The sequence below is a fragment of the Pontibacter sp. MBLB2868 genome, assembly GCF_051904785.1.
In the GTDB taxonomy this organism is placed as follows: domain Bacteria; phylum Bacteroidota; class Bacteroidia; order Cytophagales; family Hymenobacteraceae; genus Pontibacter.
This window is the reverse complement of record NZ_CP196710.1, coordinates 3992733-4009175: the sequence shown is the minus strand read 5'-3', so window position 1 is coordinate 4009175 and position 16443 is coordinate 3992733. Positions and strand designations below refer to the sequence as shown.

Sequence of the window (16443 nt, the reverse complement as noted above, 5' to 3'; positions counted from 1 at the left end):
AAAAGGAGCTGCTCCACATGGAACAGCTCCCTTCTTTTATTTCTTTTTATACTACAGCCCTTGCTGTTGTTCAACGATAGTAGCCTTTCGTGCTGGCTCTTCATGATGACCAAAAAAGCGCTTTTGGTTGAAGAGGATCAGTAGCACTCCGATAAAAATAGCAGAATCGGCTACATTGAAAATAGGCCATAACGACATAGGTTTACCGCCTAAAAGAGGGACCCAATGCGGGATTATGCCTTCCCATATATCAACATAAAACATATCGATCACCTGGCCATGAAACCAGGGAGTGGTAGCACCATAAGGGGCGTTATCAAACCAAACACCGTAAAAAGTACTATCGATAAGGTTACCGATGGCACCGCCCAAAATGAGCGCAATGCACCAAATAAGGCCTTTTGGAGCTTTATGCTTTGCCAGGTAATACAAGTAATAACCTATACCGAACATAGCAACCAGGCGGAACAGTGTTAGTATCAGTTTGCCATAATCTGAGCCGAGTTCTACCCCAAAAGCCATACCTGGGTTAAGGGTGTAGTGCAACTTGAGCCAGTCGCCAACTAATTGAATTTCGCCGGGAAGGCCCATTTCCATGTTGTAGTGCACTATCAGCTTCACAGCCTGATCCAACACGATTACGGCCAGTGCCGCCATGTAATATTTCCAGTATTTCATATCTTTATTTAACAGCTTCAGTCTAGAAAAGAACAAGTTCCTAAACTTGCCACAATATACTCCTTCAAAGTATAAAAGCCCCAGGAAAGCCATTTAGTTTCCCGGGGCTTCTAAATTAAATGGCAGCTTCGCCTTCTGTTTTAATGTTGAGCAACACCGTGTAGTCGTCTATATCCAGGATTGCAGCACTTTCCAGTTCTTCAACGATATCCAGGGTCAGAGCCTGCGTCTCGGCACAGATATAAGCGCTATAATTCATCACGGCATCATTTACCTCAGGGGCCGCACGCTGCATAATGATATGAATCTTGTCTTGTACCTCCAGGTTGCTGTCTTTACGGAGGTTCTGGATACGGTTAACCAGATCGCGCGCAATACCTTCCTGCTTCAGATCCTCGGTTAAGGTAATATCTAACGCTACCGTTAACCGGCCTTCACTGGCAACCAGCCAGCCCGGTATATCCTCCGACGATATTTCCACATCATCTGGGGTCAGAACGGCTGTTTCATCATCGGCCAGCATAATCTCAAATCCTCCTTCGCGCTCCAGGTGCGCAATGTCGTTCTGATCCATTTGCTGAACGGCTGCGGCTACCAACTTCATCTTAGGGCCAAACACTTGTCCCAGTTTCTTGAAGTTAGGCTTTATTTTCTTTACCAGGATTCCAGAGGTATCATCAATATACTCGATAGCTTTCACATTCACCTCGCTCATGATCAGGTCAGAAACAGCTTCTATCTGATGCTTCATTTTCTCGTTAAGCACCGGGATGAGGATGCGTTGCAATGGCTGACGAACTTTGATCATCTGCTTTTTGCGCAACGAGTGAACCAGAGAGGATACTGTTTGCGCCAGTTCCATTCGTTCTTCCAGATCTTTGTCTATATCCGATTTCTCTACCTCCGGATAATAGGCCAGGTGCACAGAGTCTTCTTTATGCTTGTTACTTACAGCGTTCAGGTCGCGGTACAGTTGCTCCATGTAGAACGGTGCAATCGGGGCCGCCATTTTTGCCACAGTTTCAAGGCAGGTATAAAGCGTCTGGTAAGCAGCGATCTTATCCATGTTATACTCGCCTTTCCAGAAACGCTTACGATTCAGGCGAACATACCAGTTACTCAGATCATCCACTACAAAATCCTGGATGGCACGGGCTGCACGTGTAGGGTCGTAGTCCTCGTAATAAGCGTCTACGTTACCTATCAAGGTATTTAACTTAGAAATGATCCACCTGTCTGACTCCGTACGCTGCGCCATAGGCACATCGGCTTCGTGGTAGGTAAACTTATCCAGATTGGCATACAGTGCGAAGAACGAGTATGTGTTCTGTAAGGTGCCAAAGAAACGACGCTGCGTCTCTACTACTCCGTCCGGGTTAAATTTCAGGTTATCCCATGGCGGTGCATTAGCGATCATATACCAACGTACTGCATCAGGCCCGTAGGTTCCGATCATCTCAAACGGATCAATAGCATTGCCAAGGCGCTTGCTCATTTTGTTACCGTCCTTATCAAGCACAAGACCATTAGCGATCACGTTTTTGTAAGCTACGCTATCCTCGAGCATTACTGCCAGGGCGTGGAGCGTAAAGAACCAGCCGCGTGTCTGGTCTACACCTTCAGCAATAAAATCGGCAGGGAAATTTTTCTCAAACAACTCTTTGTTCTCCAACGGGTAATGCCACTGTGCATAAGGCATGGCGCCAGAGTCAAACCATACGTCGATAAGGTCTGGCTCTCTGTACATTGGCTTTCCGGAGTTGCTTACCAAAACTATATTATCCACATAAGGTCTGTGCAGGTCTTTTACTTCAACAGCCGAATCCATGAAACCACGTTCCACAGCTTTCTCTATGGCCTCAGAAAGTTCCGCAATGGATCCGATGCAACGCTCCTCTTCTCCGTCTTCTGTTCTCCAGATCGGCAGCGGCGTGCCCCAGTAACGTGATCGGGACAGGTTCCAGTCTACCAGGTTCTCCAGCCAGTTTCCGAAGCGACCAGTTCCGGTTGATTCCGGTTTCCAGTTAATGGTTTTGTTAAGTTCTATCAACCTGTCTTTAACGGCTGTTGTTTTGATGAACCAGCTATCCAGCGGATAGTATAGCACAGGCATATCTGTTCTCCAGCAGTGCGGGTAGGTATGCTCGTATTTCTCTACTTTAAAGGCTTTGCCTTCCTCTTTCAGCTTAATAGCGATCTTTACATCCGTTGGCCTGTACTCCGGAGAAGACTCATCTTCCTTGGCGTAGTTCTTAACGTACAAGCCTGCAAAGTCCGTGATCTGCGACACAAAACGACCCTGTTTATCTACAATTGGGACCTGCTTGCCTGTTTCGTCAGTAATAAGGAGTGCCGGAATGTCATTTTGAGCAGCTACTCTAAAGTCATCAGCACCGAAAGTTGGGGAGATATGCACGATACCGGTACCATCTTCTGTGGTTACATAATCTCCTATGATCACACGGAAAGCAGGTTTCTCAGGAGTCACGTAAGGCATCAGCTGGTGATACTCCACTCCCTCCAGGTCACGGCCATCAAACTCCTCCACAATCTGGTATGGGATCAGTTTATCGCCTGAGCTATAGTCTGTCAAAGCGATTTCAGCTGCTTTCGGGTTGAAATAGCGGCTAACAAGTTCTTTGGCAAGTATAACAGAGATCGGCTCGTAGGTGTATGGGTTGTACGTCTTAACTTTTACATACTTGATGTTTTTACCTACTGCCAGCGCTGTGTTACCAGGAAGCGTCCAGGGGGTTGTCGTCCAGGCAAGGAAATAAACATGCTCCTCCTCGTGTTCGAACAGGAACATGTTGCGTGTGATTCGCTTAACAGCAAACTGAGCTACGATGGTGGTATCTTTCACCATTTTATAGCAGCCCGGTTGGTTAAGCTCATGCGAACTTAAACCCGTACCTGCCGCAGGCGAGTATGGTTGGATGGTATAGCCTTTGTACAGGTAGCCTTTATCATACAGGCGCTTCAGTAGGGCCCAGCAAGACTCGATGTATTCATTCTCGAAAGTGATGTATGGGTTGTTCAGGTCTACCCAATACCCCATCATTTCGGTCAGGTTATCCCACTGGCTCTTGAAGCGCATCACTGTCTCGCGGCAGCGTTGGTTATACTCTTCTACAGTTATTTTCTTACCAATGTCCTCTTTAGTGATACCCAGTTCTTTTTCTACTTGAAGCTCTACAGGCAAACCATGAGTATCCCAGCCACCTTTACGATTCACGTGGAAACCTTTCAGCGTTTTATAACGACAAAAAATATCCTTAACGGCACGGGCCATCACGTGATGAATGCCTGGGGTACCATTCGCTGATGGAGGTCCTTCATAGAATACGAAAGGCGTATTGCCTTCACGGGTAGCTACAGAACGTTCGAAAACGTTGTTCTGCTTCCAGAACTTCAGTACTTCTTCGCCGACTTTGGCGTAATTCAGATTTTTATACTCGTTGTATTTCACCGTAAGCAGGTTTTTTATCTTCTTCAGGATTTTCTTCTTCAAATTTTAACTTAAGCAGCTTCAGGTCAAGCTCCTCATCCTCGTGCTCCAGGTAAAACTCATCGTAGTGCTCTATCAGGGCATAAGGATCGTGCTTGTACTTACCACTATCAAAGCTGATCAGCAAAGTTGGCAATATAATCAGGTTTGTGAATAATGCAATCAGCAAACTTACCGACATCAGCACACCAAGTGCCTTTGTACCGCCAAATTCAGAAAAGGCAAATATCACAAATCCAAAGAACAGGATCACCGAAGTATAGATCATACTTGTGCCGGCTTCCGCTAAACTGGTCGTGATCGCCTTGCTGACATCAAAGCCATTTGACAGTAACTCGCTTCTGTATTTAGCCAAAAAGTGGATAGAGTCGTCTATGGCAATCCCGAGGGCTATGCTAAAGATAAGTGCTGTACTTGGCTTTAGCGGAATGTTGAAAAAGCCCATCAATCCTCCTGCTATCAGCAAAGGAATCATGTTCGGTATCAGCGATATAACCACTATCCTTACCGACTTAAACAACATTGCAATAACAATAGTTACCAACACAAACGCCAGCACCAGACTAGAACGCAGGTTGTTGATAAGGTACTCATTGCCTTTAATGAACAGCAGCGTGGTACCAGTCAGGCTTACAGTGGTCTGGCTCCCTGAATCGTCACGGGTAAAGGTCATGGTGTTACCCTTTTCTGCAACCGATACGCCTTCACCGCCATAGATCTCGCGCAACTCCGGCTTTATTTTATTAAGGATCAAAGTATCTAACTCTCTTGATCCGGCATCGGCAACTTTAAGCGAAATACGGGCCTGCTGACCTGTGCTGTCTACGAAAGAACGCAGCAAATGCTGATTTGCTTCATTATCCTGTTTTGCCAGGTAGCTGAATATAAAATTGCGCTCTGTATTATCAGGTAAGCGGTAAGAATTTGGATCTCCGCCATAAAAAGCCTGGGTGGCTGTTTTAATCAAACCTACCACAGAGATAGGTGCAGAAAGTATTGGCTGCGTGCGCAGGAAATTCTCCAGCTTGTTAAGCTTTACCAGGTTAGGCAAGCGCATTACTCCCTGCTTTATTCCCGTATCTACAATGATCTCCAGCGGCATTACGCCATTAAAATGGTGCTCAAAGAAAGTAAGGTCTGCATTAACGCTGCTTTCCTCTGGCAGATCATCTACCATGTATGACACCGTTTTCACTTTATAGATACCCCAAAGTGACAAGAACAAGGCCAGACAAGTAAAGAAGTAAACCAGGTTTCGTTTCCGGTGTACTATGTAATCGATAAACTCCAGCAACTTATTGAGCGGCCTTGCATCCAGGTGACGAAGCTGCCTTGGCGTTGGGGGCGGCAGGTACGAAAACACGATTGGGATCAGTACCATGCTAACAATAAAGGTGACAAAGATATTGATGCCAGCCACCACACCAAACTCATAAAGTATGGCTACATGGGTAAAAGTAAATACAATAAAACCAATTGCTGTGGTAGCATTGGTAACCAGGTTTACTACACCAATTTTGCTGATCACCCGAGAGAGCGCCAGCATTTTATTACCGTGCTTGCGGTAATCATAATGGTAACGCGTAAGCAGGTAAGTAGAATTAGGGATGCCTATTACTACAAGTATGGCGGGAATAAGGCCAGTAAGCAGCGATATTTTATAATCGAGCAGCGAAAGTGTTCCCAACACCCATATCACCACCAGGCTTATTACCAGTAACGGAAATACAACTGCGTAAAAAGAGCGGAAGAAAATAAAGAGTGTTACCCCTGTTACCAGCAAAGCAAGCAGCAGGAACATCTTCATTTCAGCTGCTACTTTAGTCGTCATGACGGCACGGACAAACGGAAGCCCTGCATAATGTAATTTAATACCGGTCTTCTTTGAGAAAGCCTCCGTACGTTCCATCACTTTATCCATCACCTCCACACGTCTGGCAGAATTGAGATAAGCAGGATCTACAGTTACAGCCAGCAGGGTGGCACCAGTTTTATTATTGATGATCTGTCCTTCGTAGAAGCCCTGGTTGTGCACCACCTGTAACAGGCTGTCTAGCAACAATTGTGTGTCGGGTAGTGGAGAGAAAATAGCCTGGGTAGTAAACCTGCGTTCTGCTGTATCTTTTACTACCTGGATCAGGGTTGGCAACGAGATCACCGCCTTCACGCCTTCTACCCCCTTTAACTGCTCCGACAAAGTTTTCAGCTCCCGGAAATTCTGAAGCTTATATACTTTATTGTCTTGCATGCCTACCACCAGTATGTTTCCGTCTTCGCCAAATGTGCTCTTGAAACGCTGGAAATACTGCATATCCACATCGTCCTGCGACACAACATTGGCAAAATCGTAAGACATCTCGGCATCTTTGGCCTGATAAGCCATGAATGCAGTAAGCAAGGTTAAGAGAATGATGAGCCTTAACCTGTTTTTAATTATAAAAATGGCAATCTTATTCCACATGATCAGCTACAATTCGGCAAAGGTAGGCAATTTTGCTTTCTCGTGGAGGTTAGAAAGTATAAAGCTGCTGTAAAACGGGGTGTTACTGCGAACAAATACTGCCTTATTTAAGCTAAAGACAAAAAAATAGCCTCAGGTAAGAGGCTATTTTTAATCATTTAATCCTATTCTAACTTTTCTTTTTTGTGCTGGAACTGCTTTTCTCAGGAACACAGTTTGGTACCTCCTCCTCATCTTTTTTCTTTAAACCTATAGGTTCGTACCCTTTCCAGCAGGGGTTATTTTCTTTTAGGTTGTTCTTCTTATCTGTTTTTGATTTCGTAGTCATTTCTAATTTGCTTGTTTACAAATAACTATACGTGAGTACCCCTGCAGGTTGACAGGTGGTTTGGTAAAGCCTCTTTTTGATTTCGTTAATCACTAAAACATTGGTGTTATCAGCTGTTAATAAATAGCTTCATAAACAGCTTCTACTATGCTCCAGGCCTGTTATGTAGCGTTTTCTCAACATATTTAAGCGCAGTTCCTGCTTCTCCTCAACAATTCATTCACAGTTTTTATTTCAAATAATTTTAAACCTGTTTTTACCTTATTATTTAGCCATTTCTATGTTTACAAGTTAGTCTAAAATGCCCCTATAGCTTTATAGGGGCATTTTTTGGTTCTTTTTATAAACAGATAAACAGACTTCCGGGGTAAGCCAAAAGCTCGGATATATTAAACTATCTTAATTTAACATAAGTCTTGCACTTTGATGCTAAAATAAGATTTAAGGCCTGACTAAAAAAGCTAATCCATTGATATGAATGCTTGGACTATATGCAATTCGCTATGGAGTTACTGCTTTAGGTAAAGCCTTTTTCAGGAAAGAAACCCTTTATATTGGCTGCGGCACTTGTGGCTGTATTTGCTGCAACCGGAACGAAGGAGCTTCATAATTCTCCGGAAGGTACCCTGCAGGGATTGTCACCATGTTGCCATCGCGTTGTGCACGGTAATGTGGTGACAAAATCTCGATACCTGCTTCATTGAATTTATCCTGAATGTTCTGATGAATATTTGAATAAATCACTGCCATCTTGCCTGCTGTAAATGTGTAGGCATTCAGTTGATAACTTACATAAAAATCATCCAGGCTTGTTTGAAGGACAAATGGAGCAGGTGTTTTTTCAACATCAGGAGTGGCCAGGGCAGCGTCGATCAAGGCCTGATGTACCTTTGGCCAGGGCACATCATAACCAATAGTAACGGTAGTGTGCAGTACCAATCCTTTTTCACTTTGCTCACTGCAAGTGGTAAAGTTAGTTGTGTGACTGTTTAGGATCATAGCGTTCGGAATGGTGATATCTTCATTCTTGGTAGTCCGAACCCGCGTAACAAGCAATGTTTTTTCTATTACATCTCCGGTTATTTCACCGATCTTAATGCGATCTCCGATTTTAAATGAACGCATATAAGTAAGTACTAAACCTGCCACCATGTTGGCAATAGCTGACGATGACCCCAGGGAGAAGAGAATTCCTAAGAAAACAGAAACTCCTTGAAAAACTGCAGAATCAGAACCTGGCAAATAGGGCCAGATAACAATGAACATAAAAGCATACAGCAGGAAGCGTACGATGTTATAAGTAGGTTTTGCCCAATCTTTGTAAAAACCAGGTACCTCCAGTTTTCCTTCTTCAACCTCAACAGCTAAAAACCTTAAGAATTTTACAACATAATGTGTTACCACTATTATTACCAGGATGGTAAGCAGATTAGGTATATAATTCACCAGTCCCATTCCAATCTTGCGTAGAGGACTCAGGATATAGAGCAGCAATGTATCTGCATAGCCTTCTGTCCAGGGGAATATGCTGAACAAAACTGGTAACAGGATATAGATAAGTATGAAAATGGTGATGATCCGTATAAACTTCATCGCTGCCAGAACAACAGCTGCCTCCCGCTCTGGCGTTAGCATTTCGTAGTTTTTTACCTTTAAGCCTTTCAGGGCTTTTCCCTGCTGCTCCTCAATTTTCCCGAAAATATATTGGAATAACTTATTCACGTATTTTATCAGGATGAAGAAAACGATCAGCACCAACGCTGCTAAGCCAATCTCAATCAGGATAAATCGCAGACTGTTCTGTTCAGCAGACGTTACTACTGTCTCCCTTATCTTGCTGGCATAAAGCGCTGCCAGTTCTGCTCGGGGTACATCAGCTTGTGCTGCATCCATGTCGGTTACACTCAGGATCACCCTGTCCATGTAAGCAACATCCGTTGATTGAACATTCTCGATCACTTTCACAGAATCAGCTTTAAAGAAGCGTTCTTCTGACAATTCTGCCACTCGTTTACTTATGGCTGATGCCCGCTCCTCCTTGCTAAAAGAGCCCACAGAATTATAGATTTGAAACAATGTGTCGCGATGTAAGACTACGGGAACACCCTGTTCGCTAACTGCTATAGAATCAACCTGTGCTTTAGCCTCATTAAGTAAAAGCACGCTTATAAAGCATAGTAAGATTTTAATGATCTGCATTATCCGAAAAGTATTTGAATCCTTTAAGCTACAAAAAAATAATGTTTATAAACTGTAGCCATACCACCTCAACTGTTGATTGTATGCGTTGTTTCTTGTGCATAACATAACTGGTTTGCTGCCTTTGAAAAAGCATAAGCATTTAGAATTGAAAAAGTTATTGAATTTTATCAGCCAGACTTTCCACAGCGGAACCAGGTAGGGTTCAGGCAACAAAAAAGGCAGCATGGTTATACATGCTGCCTTTTTAAATGATTGCCGGTTTTGCTCTATGCTAGTTGCTCAAAAATACTTTTGAAGCTAACAGCCTTTTCTATATAATCCCGCAGTTCGCTGATTGGCATACGTATCTGTTCGCGGCTATCGCGGTCGCGTACTGTTATCGTATTATCCTCCAGCGTCTGGTGGTCAACAGCGATACAGAACGGGGTTCCAATCAGGTCCTGACGGGTATAGCGCTTTCCGATGCTGTCGCGTTCTTCGTAAATTATATTGAAATCGTATTTTAGCGCATCAAACAACTCAGTTGCCTTCTCGGGTAAGCCATCCTTTTTTGTTAACGGAAGTATAGCTGCTTTAACAGGAGCTAATGCCGGATGGAATTTCAGGAAGGTACGTGATTTGGTGCTGTCTCCTTCTACGATCTCTTCTTCTGTGTAAGCATTGCAAAGTGTCATCAGGAACAGGCGATCTGCTCCGGCTGATGTTTCGATCACGTAAGGAATGTAATTACCGTAAGGCTTGCCTTCTTCGTTCAGATCGTTATCGAAGTATTGCATTTTCTTGCGGCTCAGCTCCTGGTGCTGTGTCAGGTCAAAGTCTGTACGGGAATGAATACCTTCTACTTCTTTAAAACCGAATGGAAATTTGTATTCGATATCCACTGCAGCATTTGCATAGTGAGCAAGCTTATCGTGGTCGTGGTAACGTAGGCTTTCAGTTGGAATACCCAGTGCAAGGTGCCACTTCTTACGGGTCTCCTTCCACTGCTCGTACCACTCCATCTCAGTACCAGGTCGAACAAAGAACTGAAGTTCCATTTGCTCAAACTCCCGCATCCTGAAGATAAACTGACGTGCTACAATCTCGTTTCGGAATGCTTTACCTATCTGTGCTATACCAAAAGGAACTTTCATGCGTCCTGTTTTCTGCACATTAAGGAAGTTCACAAAAATACCCTGCGCTGTTTCGGGTCGCAGGTAAATTGTTTGCGAATCTTCGGCAACAGAACCTACCTGTGTAGAGAACATCAGGTTAAACTGACGAACTTCTGTCCAGTTTGCTGTTCCAGAGATCGGGCATTTAATACCTTCGCTGATAATCAGTTCACGTACACCTTCCAGATTTTCATCTTCCAGTAGTTTACCCATCTCGGCCAGTAAGGCGCCGGCTTCCTCTACTCTACCCTCTGCTTCGTACTGAGCAGCTTTATCTTCTATCAGAACATCGGCACGGTAACGCTTTTTAGAATCCTTGTTATCAATCATCGGATCATTGAAGCTGTCTACGTGTCCTGACGCTTTCCAAACAGAGGGGTGCATAAAGATGGCTGCATCTAAACCAACTACATTCTGGTTCAGTTGTGTCATGCATTTCCACCACAAGGTTTTAATGTTGTTCTTTAGTTCTACTCCCATCTGGCCATAATCATAAACAGCCTGCAAGCCATCGTAGATGTCGCTAGATGAAAATACAAAACCATACTCCTTTGCGTGGGAGATAATATCTTTTAACTGTGCGTTTTCCAGCGTTGTTTTTTCTTGTGTCGCCATGCTGCAAAGATAGCTTATTAGTGATTGATTATGCCACTGTGAATTTACTGTTTTTGTTTCTTGCTATTAAAATTTACCACTTATAGCTTACAAAATTGGTTTTAACGGCTATTAACCATCTTAAAGAGGCGTGTTAACAATTTCTTAACATAGCCTCTACTCTCCTTCTTCTTTTTTGAAGTAACTTGCGCAGTTTTTTAATTTCTCACCCAATAAATTAATAATGGTCAAGTTAAAAAAGGCTAAAAAGCCTGTTGTAGCCAACCAGCCTTACAAATTTAGGAAGCGTTACAACTTTGTAGATATTTATATCCATAAGGAGAAGAAGTTTCTTTACTTCATCGCTTTTTCCCTTATCCTGGCTGGTTTGGTTTACCCTTATGCTTCTATAGCCATGTGGGTAGGTTTTGCCTTCGCTGGATATTCTGCTATTGCCAACGATAGTATTCAGACCATAGGTACTTTTATTGTTTCTAACGAAGACAAAAAATGGTACTGGCAGTGGTTATTTATGGGTGCTATTTTCTTAGGCACTGTGTTTTACAGCTGGTATGTCTTCAACGGAGACGTTACCTTCCAACGCTTGGCTTCTAAAGGCTTCAGCCAGAATGTTGACAGCTTTGTGTACCTGCAGCTTGCTGCCCCGATCGTTCTTCTCCTTTTAACCCGCTTCAAGATTCCTGTTTCTACTACTTTCATGCTACTTAGCGTGTTTACTGTTAGCTCAGGTGCCATTGTAAGTATGGTTAGCAAGAGTTTAATGGGTTATGTTGCTGCATTTGTAGCTGCATTCATCATTTACGTTATCCTCTCCAAGATTATAAAGAAGTTTATTAAAGGGGAGGCACATGGCGCATGGGTAGTGGCTCAGTGGGTAATCAGTGGTTTCCTTTGGCATACCTGGCTTGCACAGGATCTGGCAAATGTTGCTGTGTACTTGCCGCGTCAACTGGGTGTTTGGGAATTTGCCGCATTTGCCGGTTTCATTTTCCTCGGCCTTGGTTTCATGTTTTACCAGCGTGGCGAGAAGATCCAGCACATAATAAATGAAAAATCAGAAGTACGTGACGTTCGGAGTGCAACTATCATTGACTTGGTTTACTCTATCATCCTTTACTACTTTAAAGAACTTAACAATATCCCAATGAGTACTACCTGGGTATTTGTCGGCTTGCTGGCAGGCCGTGAATTAGGTATGCGTCTACGTGCTCATGACAGTCCTGTTAAGTTTGCCAAAACCTTTGGCCTTATTGGTAAGGATATTTTATCTGTTACTATTGGTTTGGTTATCTCAGTTATACTAGCTGTTGCTATCAATCCGGTGATACAGGAAGAGCTTATGAATTTCTTCTTTAAGTAAGAGCAATTCTCTACTTTTTATTTGTTCAAGGCCTAGCATATGCTGGGCCTTTTTTTGTGGAATATTACTACACTTTTATGGCTCTGCTTTCTTAAAAAGGACTTTAAGGTATACTTTTACACATTTTCAACTCTTCCTTATGCTTCCATTTTTTGAATATGGTGGCTCATAGTGGCTAATAAAAAAGTCCCGCTCTGTCAGGAGCGGGACTTTTTTATATTTAAGAAGGTTATTCTTATTTCTCAGGCCAGATAACTTCTAAGTTATCATTGATGAACACTCCGAAGTTTACGGCTATCAGCTGATCTTCATCAAAGTAAAGGTCTATCATCTCCTTTTCAAAAGAGACACGGGTCTCCCCTGTTTCCGCCTCTTCCTCCTCTGGATTCTTGATATCATTATCAGCAAATAACTGAATGACTTGATCCTTGCTCATTTCAAAGATGCGTTCACCCCAAAGCTGAACTTCACGGTTTGCTGTTTCTATGCAGCTCAGCCTGTAGTTGTCCTCTTTATCGAAGTATAATGAGTAACCGTCTTCCCAGTAATTCCAGGCTTCATGTTCAAACTCATCCTCTTCATCAGATTCTTCAACCTCTTCCGGCTCACCCAACAATTCTTCAACTTCTTCCATTGTTAGGCCGAACTTTATTTTACCAAGTCCTTTACCTAACCTGATGTCTTTATTAATCATTTTAATTGTGATTGATTTTTTGCAAAGATACGTGTTTAACTTGTTTTATGGTTCTAAATTACTGATCAGATGTTTGTTTAGAACTGTAAGTGGCAATAAAATTTTCTTTCATCTCCTTATAAGTGGCATTTTCCTTTGCCAGTTGCCACTTTTCTTTAAATATTTCCGCTGATCTGGCTTTCTCCGGATCCGGATCCCTTGGTAGCTCCTTTCTTCCGTGCGCACCACTTTGGCCTTTCTTATCATCGGGAACGGGTCCTTTGTATTTTTTACCAGTCCGGTGGTTTGCATAGCGCCTTGACCTTGTGTAGCCCATTTGCAAAAACTTTCTTGCCATGTCAGCCCCTACAAAGTCTTCCTGTGCTAAGTATTCCTGAAAGAGCTGGTAAATCTTATCAGATGATTCTTTTGCTATATCAGGTGTTTTAAATTTCCAATAAGGCAGTATTTCTGATTTGTAAGGCTCTACCAGCAGTACTCCCTGCTCTCCTTTTCCTACACGATACTGTGCCGGGTTCTCCCTGAAATTTATTTTCTCAAAATCCAGCTCATAGTTAAAGGCTTTGCTTGGTTTTATTTTCATAGGCTATTGGCACCCCTTTCACGGGCACACTTTTATAAACAGAATACTGTTCCGGGTAAATTACGATGAAGCTGTTATCCTTGTAGTTCCTGGATAATACTCTCGGTACAAAATCCAGGTTGCTATTATAGGATACGGTTGCTTTTCGGGCTGATATCACAATCACCATATCATCCTTGTTCAATTCTGCTTTCATGTTCGCAAATTCATTCAGATTTGTATAAGGCATGTATTCTGCCTCCACTGCTGGCTTGTTCTCTTTCACTGCCTGTTTGAGCTTATTCAAGGTCCTCTTACGCCCTCGGAATACTATCGGGGCACCCAGCTGTTGCGAAAGCAGCTTAATGCTCCTGATCCATCGCATAAAGCCTCTTTCTAATTCTGCATTTGTCGGCACCAGTACAACTATTCTTTCTGTCGTATTCAGGGGCTGGATGATCTTACATACCAGGATCATTTCATCCGTATTATCCAGCAGGTTATCCATCACTGTTCCAAAGATGCGGTCTCTGGTTGTGATCTTCGCATTCCACCCCAACACTACTTCTGTGATCATCAATTCTTTTATAGCCCTCAGAATACCGCTAGATATGTTCACATCTATTTTAGATACCAGCTGAACATCGTTATCGGAGGCAGAAGCGTGTGTAATTGCTTCTTGCAGCATTTTATTCTTTTTAAAGATCTCCTCCTCCGCGTGTTCATTGTCAATCACTACTGCTAATGGATATATCGGGCTTTTATGCTCCGGATTCTTTAACATGATAGAGAGATCAATCAGATTTTCTATCGTTTTGGGGTTACTGATTGGCACCAGAATTCTATCAGGTTTTACGCTGATGTCCGGCTTTCTTCTGCTTTCCAGTATTGCCAGCTTCCGCCCTACTTTCTCTGTAGTAAACGAGCTTACCATACTTGATACCAGGATCAATACTACAGCACCGTTCAATGCACTCTCTCCCAGTAAACCTATTTCAAAACCTGCTAACACTACTGCGAGCGTCGCAGCTGCGTGCGCACTGCTCAAACCAAATATTAGGTTCCGCTGCAGTACGCTAAACCCAAATAACTTTTGTGTTAAATAAGCGGCTGCATATTTTGCCAGTGGTGCCAGTATCACAATCGTACCTGCTATCAACATGGCACTTGTATCAGTAAACAGTACAGTCAGGTCTACCAGCATGCCTGTGCTGATCAGGAAAAACGGAATAAAGATGCTATTGCCCACAAACTCTATTCTGTTCATGAGCGCTGATGTATGTGGGATAAGCGGATTCAGTGCCAGTCCTGCCAGGAAAGCTCCGATTATGGCCTCCATACCTGCAACTTCAGATAAAAATGCTGCGGCAAATACAACAGTTAATACAAATATATACTGTGCCCCTTTTTCACTTTCCAATTGCTTGAACATGTACTTTGCAATCTTCGGGAAAATCCACAGTACTACTGCAACAAAAATTGCCATCTCTGTTACCATCCATACCCAGAACCAGGTTCCTGTCTGTCCTTGCGTGGAGTTGATCACTACTGCCAGAACAAACAGCACTGCCGTATCGGTTACCAGAGTTCCTCCTATTGTCAGCGTTACAGCTTCATTCTTACTCAATCCTAATCTACTAATTATAGGATATGCTAATAGTGTATGTGGGGCAAACATGCTGGCCAATAATATCGCAGGTTTCAATTCATACCCGTGCAGATACAGAAACACTACTGTTCCTATCGAAATTGGAATTAAAAAGGTAAGGGTTCCGAAAACTACACTTCGAGCCTTATACTTTTTAAAATCTATCATATCGATTTCCAGTCCCGCCTGGAACATGATGTAGAGTAATCCTACTGTTCCAAACAAAACTATACTGGCATCTCTGGCCAGTATATGAAACCCATTCGGTCCCAATATTACACCGGCTAATATTAATCCTACAATTCCTGGAATGCGCAGTTTCCCTAATATAAGCGGAATCACCAATATGATTAAAAGAACCAAAGTGAATATTAACACGGGTTCTTCGAAGGGGAGCGAAAGGGACATCAACAATTTCATAGTTCGTTCTGTGACTTTAATCTTTAAGCACTCTTAAAGATATAGATTTTCTTTTTGTTTACTTTTTTGTTTCCTCACCCAGCTTTTTTACTCTTTTTTGTTCCCTTATCCACCTTTCCACAAACTATAACATCTAATAACTTTTTATAAAATAAATTTTTAAATAATCCTTCTTTCATTATTTAGTGTGTTCATAAGTTGATAACTCTTTACGATTTTGTGTAATGCCTATAACATGTTTATACGTGTTTAGCTTTTCACCAAACCTTCCACAGCCTACCTGTTGCTTACAACTTGTGTGTCAAATGAATAGACTCGTTTTCCACTTTTTACTGCTTTTTGTGTATTTCTTTATGCACAGGTTACGCAAACGTGGAAAAGCCTTTTTATAGGTACTACTTGTACACCAGTTTCCACTTTTTACTGCTTTTTCGGGGTTATGTTCGTGCGGGTCATTTCTACTGTGTAAACTTATCCCGGGTTTACCCACGATTATCCACACTTTTACCCACTCTGTTGTGGACTTCCTTTCCCATTTTTATGAACCTTGTTTTGGGTGTTCTTTTACACGTTCTTGTTACTGAGTAAAGCTCTTACGACACAATGAATTTTGTGCTAAGGCCAGCAGTTTTGCGTAATATTCTGTACTCTTTACACTCTAATATATTGAAAGGAGTCGCTGCCTTTGAAGGCTGTTCTAGGGAAGGATTAAATCTCTTTGATTTTATTACGCAGGATCCTGCTTTATAAGTTTTCCTTTTGCTAGCAGACACTCTGCTTAAGAGGTGCTTGATTTGTTTAGGCAATAAAAAA

The 16443-nt window shown here is 42.7% G+C and carries 10 protein-coding genes; 1 reads left to right on the top strand and 9 read right to left on the bottom strand.

Going from position 1 to position 16443, the window contains the following annotated elements; translation table 11 throughout:
• Positions 1 to 51 precede the first annotated feature (51 nt).
• From ACSX1A_RS17080 to ACSX1A_RS17055, 6 genes are all read right to left on the bottom strand, one after another.
• Positions 52 to 678: a lipoprotein signal peptidase gene (locus ACSX1A_RS17080; protein WP_439880855.1), complete on the bottom strand. Its 627-nt coding sequence runs from the start codon at positions 676 to 678 to the stop codon at positions 52 to 54.
• A 115-nt stretch (positions 679 to 793) separates the two neighbouring features.
• The gene (gene ileS / locus ACSX1A_RS17075) at positions 794 to 4147 is read right to left on the bottom strand and encodes an isoleucine--tRNA ligase (RefSeq protein ID WP_439883565.1); all 3354 of its coding nucleotides are present in this window, start codon (positions 4145 to 4147) and stop codon (positions 794 to 796) included.
• The gene (locus ACSX1A_RS17070; RefSeq protein ID WP_439880854.1) at positions 4128 to 6647 is read right to left on the bottom strand and encodes an efflux RND transporter permease subunit; all 2520 of its coding nucleotides are present in this window, start codon (positions 6645 to 6647) and stop codon (positions 4128 to 4130) included. Before ACSX1A_RS17070 ends, ileS begins: the two co-directional genes overlap by 20 nt.
• 169 nt (positions 6648 to 6816) lie before the next feature.
• A complete protein-coding gene (locus ACSX1A_RS17065; RefSeq protein ID WP_439880853.1) occupies positions 6817 to 6975 on the bottom strand; it encodes a hypothetical protein in 159 nt (52 codons plus the stop codon).
• Positions 6976 to 7524: 549 nt separating this feature from the next.
• Positions 7525 to 9138: a mechanosensitive ion channel family protein gene (locus ACSX1A_RS17060; RefSeq protein WP_439880852.1), complete on the bottom strand. Its 1614-nt coding sequence runs from the start codon at positions 9136 to 9138 to the stop codon at positions 7525 to 7527.
• A gap of 305 nt (positions 9139 to 9443) precedes the next feature.
• The gene (locus tag ACSX1A_RS17055) at positions 9444 to 10946 is read right to left on the bottom strand and encodes a glycine--tRNA ligase (RefSeq protein ID WP_439880851.1); all 1503 of its coding nucleotides are present in this window, start codon (positions 10944 to 10946) and stop codon (positions 9444 to 9446) included.
• Between the two features lie 223 nt (positions 10947 to 11169).
• On the opposite strand from ACSX1A_RS17055, the gene ACSX1A_RS17050 reads away from it, so the two are divergent.
• A complete protein-coding gene (locus ACSX1A_RS17050; protein WP_439880850.1) occupies positions 11170 to 12306 on the top strand; it encodes a hypothetical protein in 1137 nt (378 codons plus the stop codon).
• A 235-nt stretch (positions 12307 to 12541) separates the two neighbouring features.
• Here ACSX1A_RS17050 and ACSX1A_RS17045 read toward each other — a convergent pair whose 3' ends face one another.
• From ACSX1A_RS17045 to ACSX1A_RS17035, 3 genes are read right to left on the bottom strand one after another with little or no spacing between them, the layout of a single operon-like run.
• Positions 12542 to 13000 carry a hypothetical protein gene (locus ACSX1A_RS17045; protein ID WP_439880849.1) on the bottom strand — a complete coding sequence of 153 codons (459 nt, stop codon included), beginning with the start codon at positions 12998 to 13000 and terminating at the stop codon, positions 12542 to 12544.
• A 58-nt stretch (positions 13001 to 13058) separates the two neighbouring features.
• Positions 13059 to 13583, bottom strand: a complete 525-nt coding sequence (locus ACSX1A_RS17040) for a DUF4385 domain-containing protein (protein WP_439880848.1) — start codon at positions 13581 to 13583, stop codon at positions 13059 to 13061.
• A complete protein-coding gene (locus tag ACSX1A_RS17035; protein WP_439880847.1) occupies positions 13555 to 15630 on the bottom strand; it encodes a cation:proton antiporter in 2076 nt (691 codons plus the stop codon). Before ACSX1A_RS17035 ends, ACSX1A_RS17040 begins: the two co-directional genes overlap by 29 nt.
• Between the last annotated feature and the right edge of the window lie 813 nt (positions 15631 to 16443).

Excerpts from the sequence above, each read along its gene's own strand:
- ACSX1A_RS17080 (WP_439880855.1), bottom strand. The coding sequence starts at position 678 with ATGAAATACTGGAAATATTACATGGCGGCACTGGCCGTAATCGTGTTG.
- ACSX1A_RS17070 (WP_439880854.1), bottom strand. The coding sequence starts at position 6,647 with ATGTGGAATAAGATTGCCATTTTTATAATTAAAAACAGGTTAAGGCTC.
- ACSX1A_RS17065 (WP_439880853.1), bottom strand. The coding sequence starts at position 6,975 with ATGACTACGAAATCAAAAACAGATAAGAAGAACAACCTAAAAGAAAAT.
- ACSX1A_RS17055 (WP_439880851.1), bottom strand. The coding sequence starts at position 10,946 with ATGGCGACACAAGAAAAAACAACGCTGGAAAACGCACAGTTAAAAGAT.
- ACSX1A_RS17050 (WP_439880850.1), top strand. The coding sequence starts at position 11,170 with ATGGTCAAGTTAAAAAAGGCTAAAAAGCCTGTTGTAGCCAACCAGCCT.
- ACSX1A_RS17045 (WP_439880849.1), bottom strand. The coding sequence starts at position 13,000 with ATGATTAATAAAGACATCAGGTTAGGTAAAGGACTTGGTAAAATAAAG.
- ACSX1A_RS17040 (WP_439880848.1), bottom strand. The coding sequence starts at position 13,583 with ATGAAAATAAAACCAAGCAAAGCCTTTAACTATGAGCTGGATTTTGAG.
- ACSX1A_RS17035 (WP_439880847.1), bottom strand. The coding sequence starts at position 15,630 with ATGAAATTGTTGATGTCCCTTTCGCTCCCCTTCGAAGAACCCGTGTTA.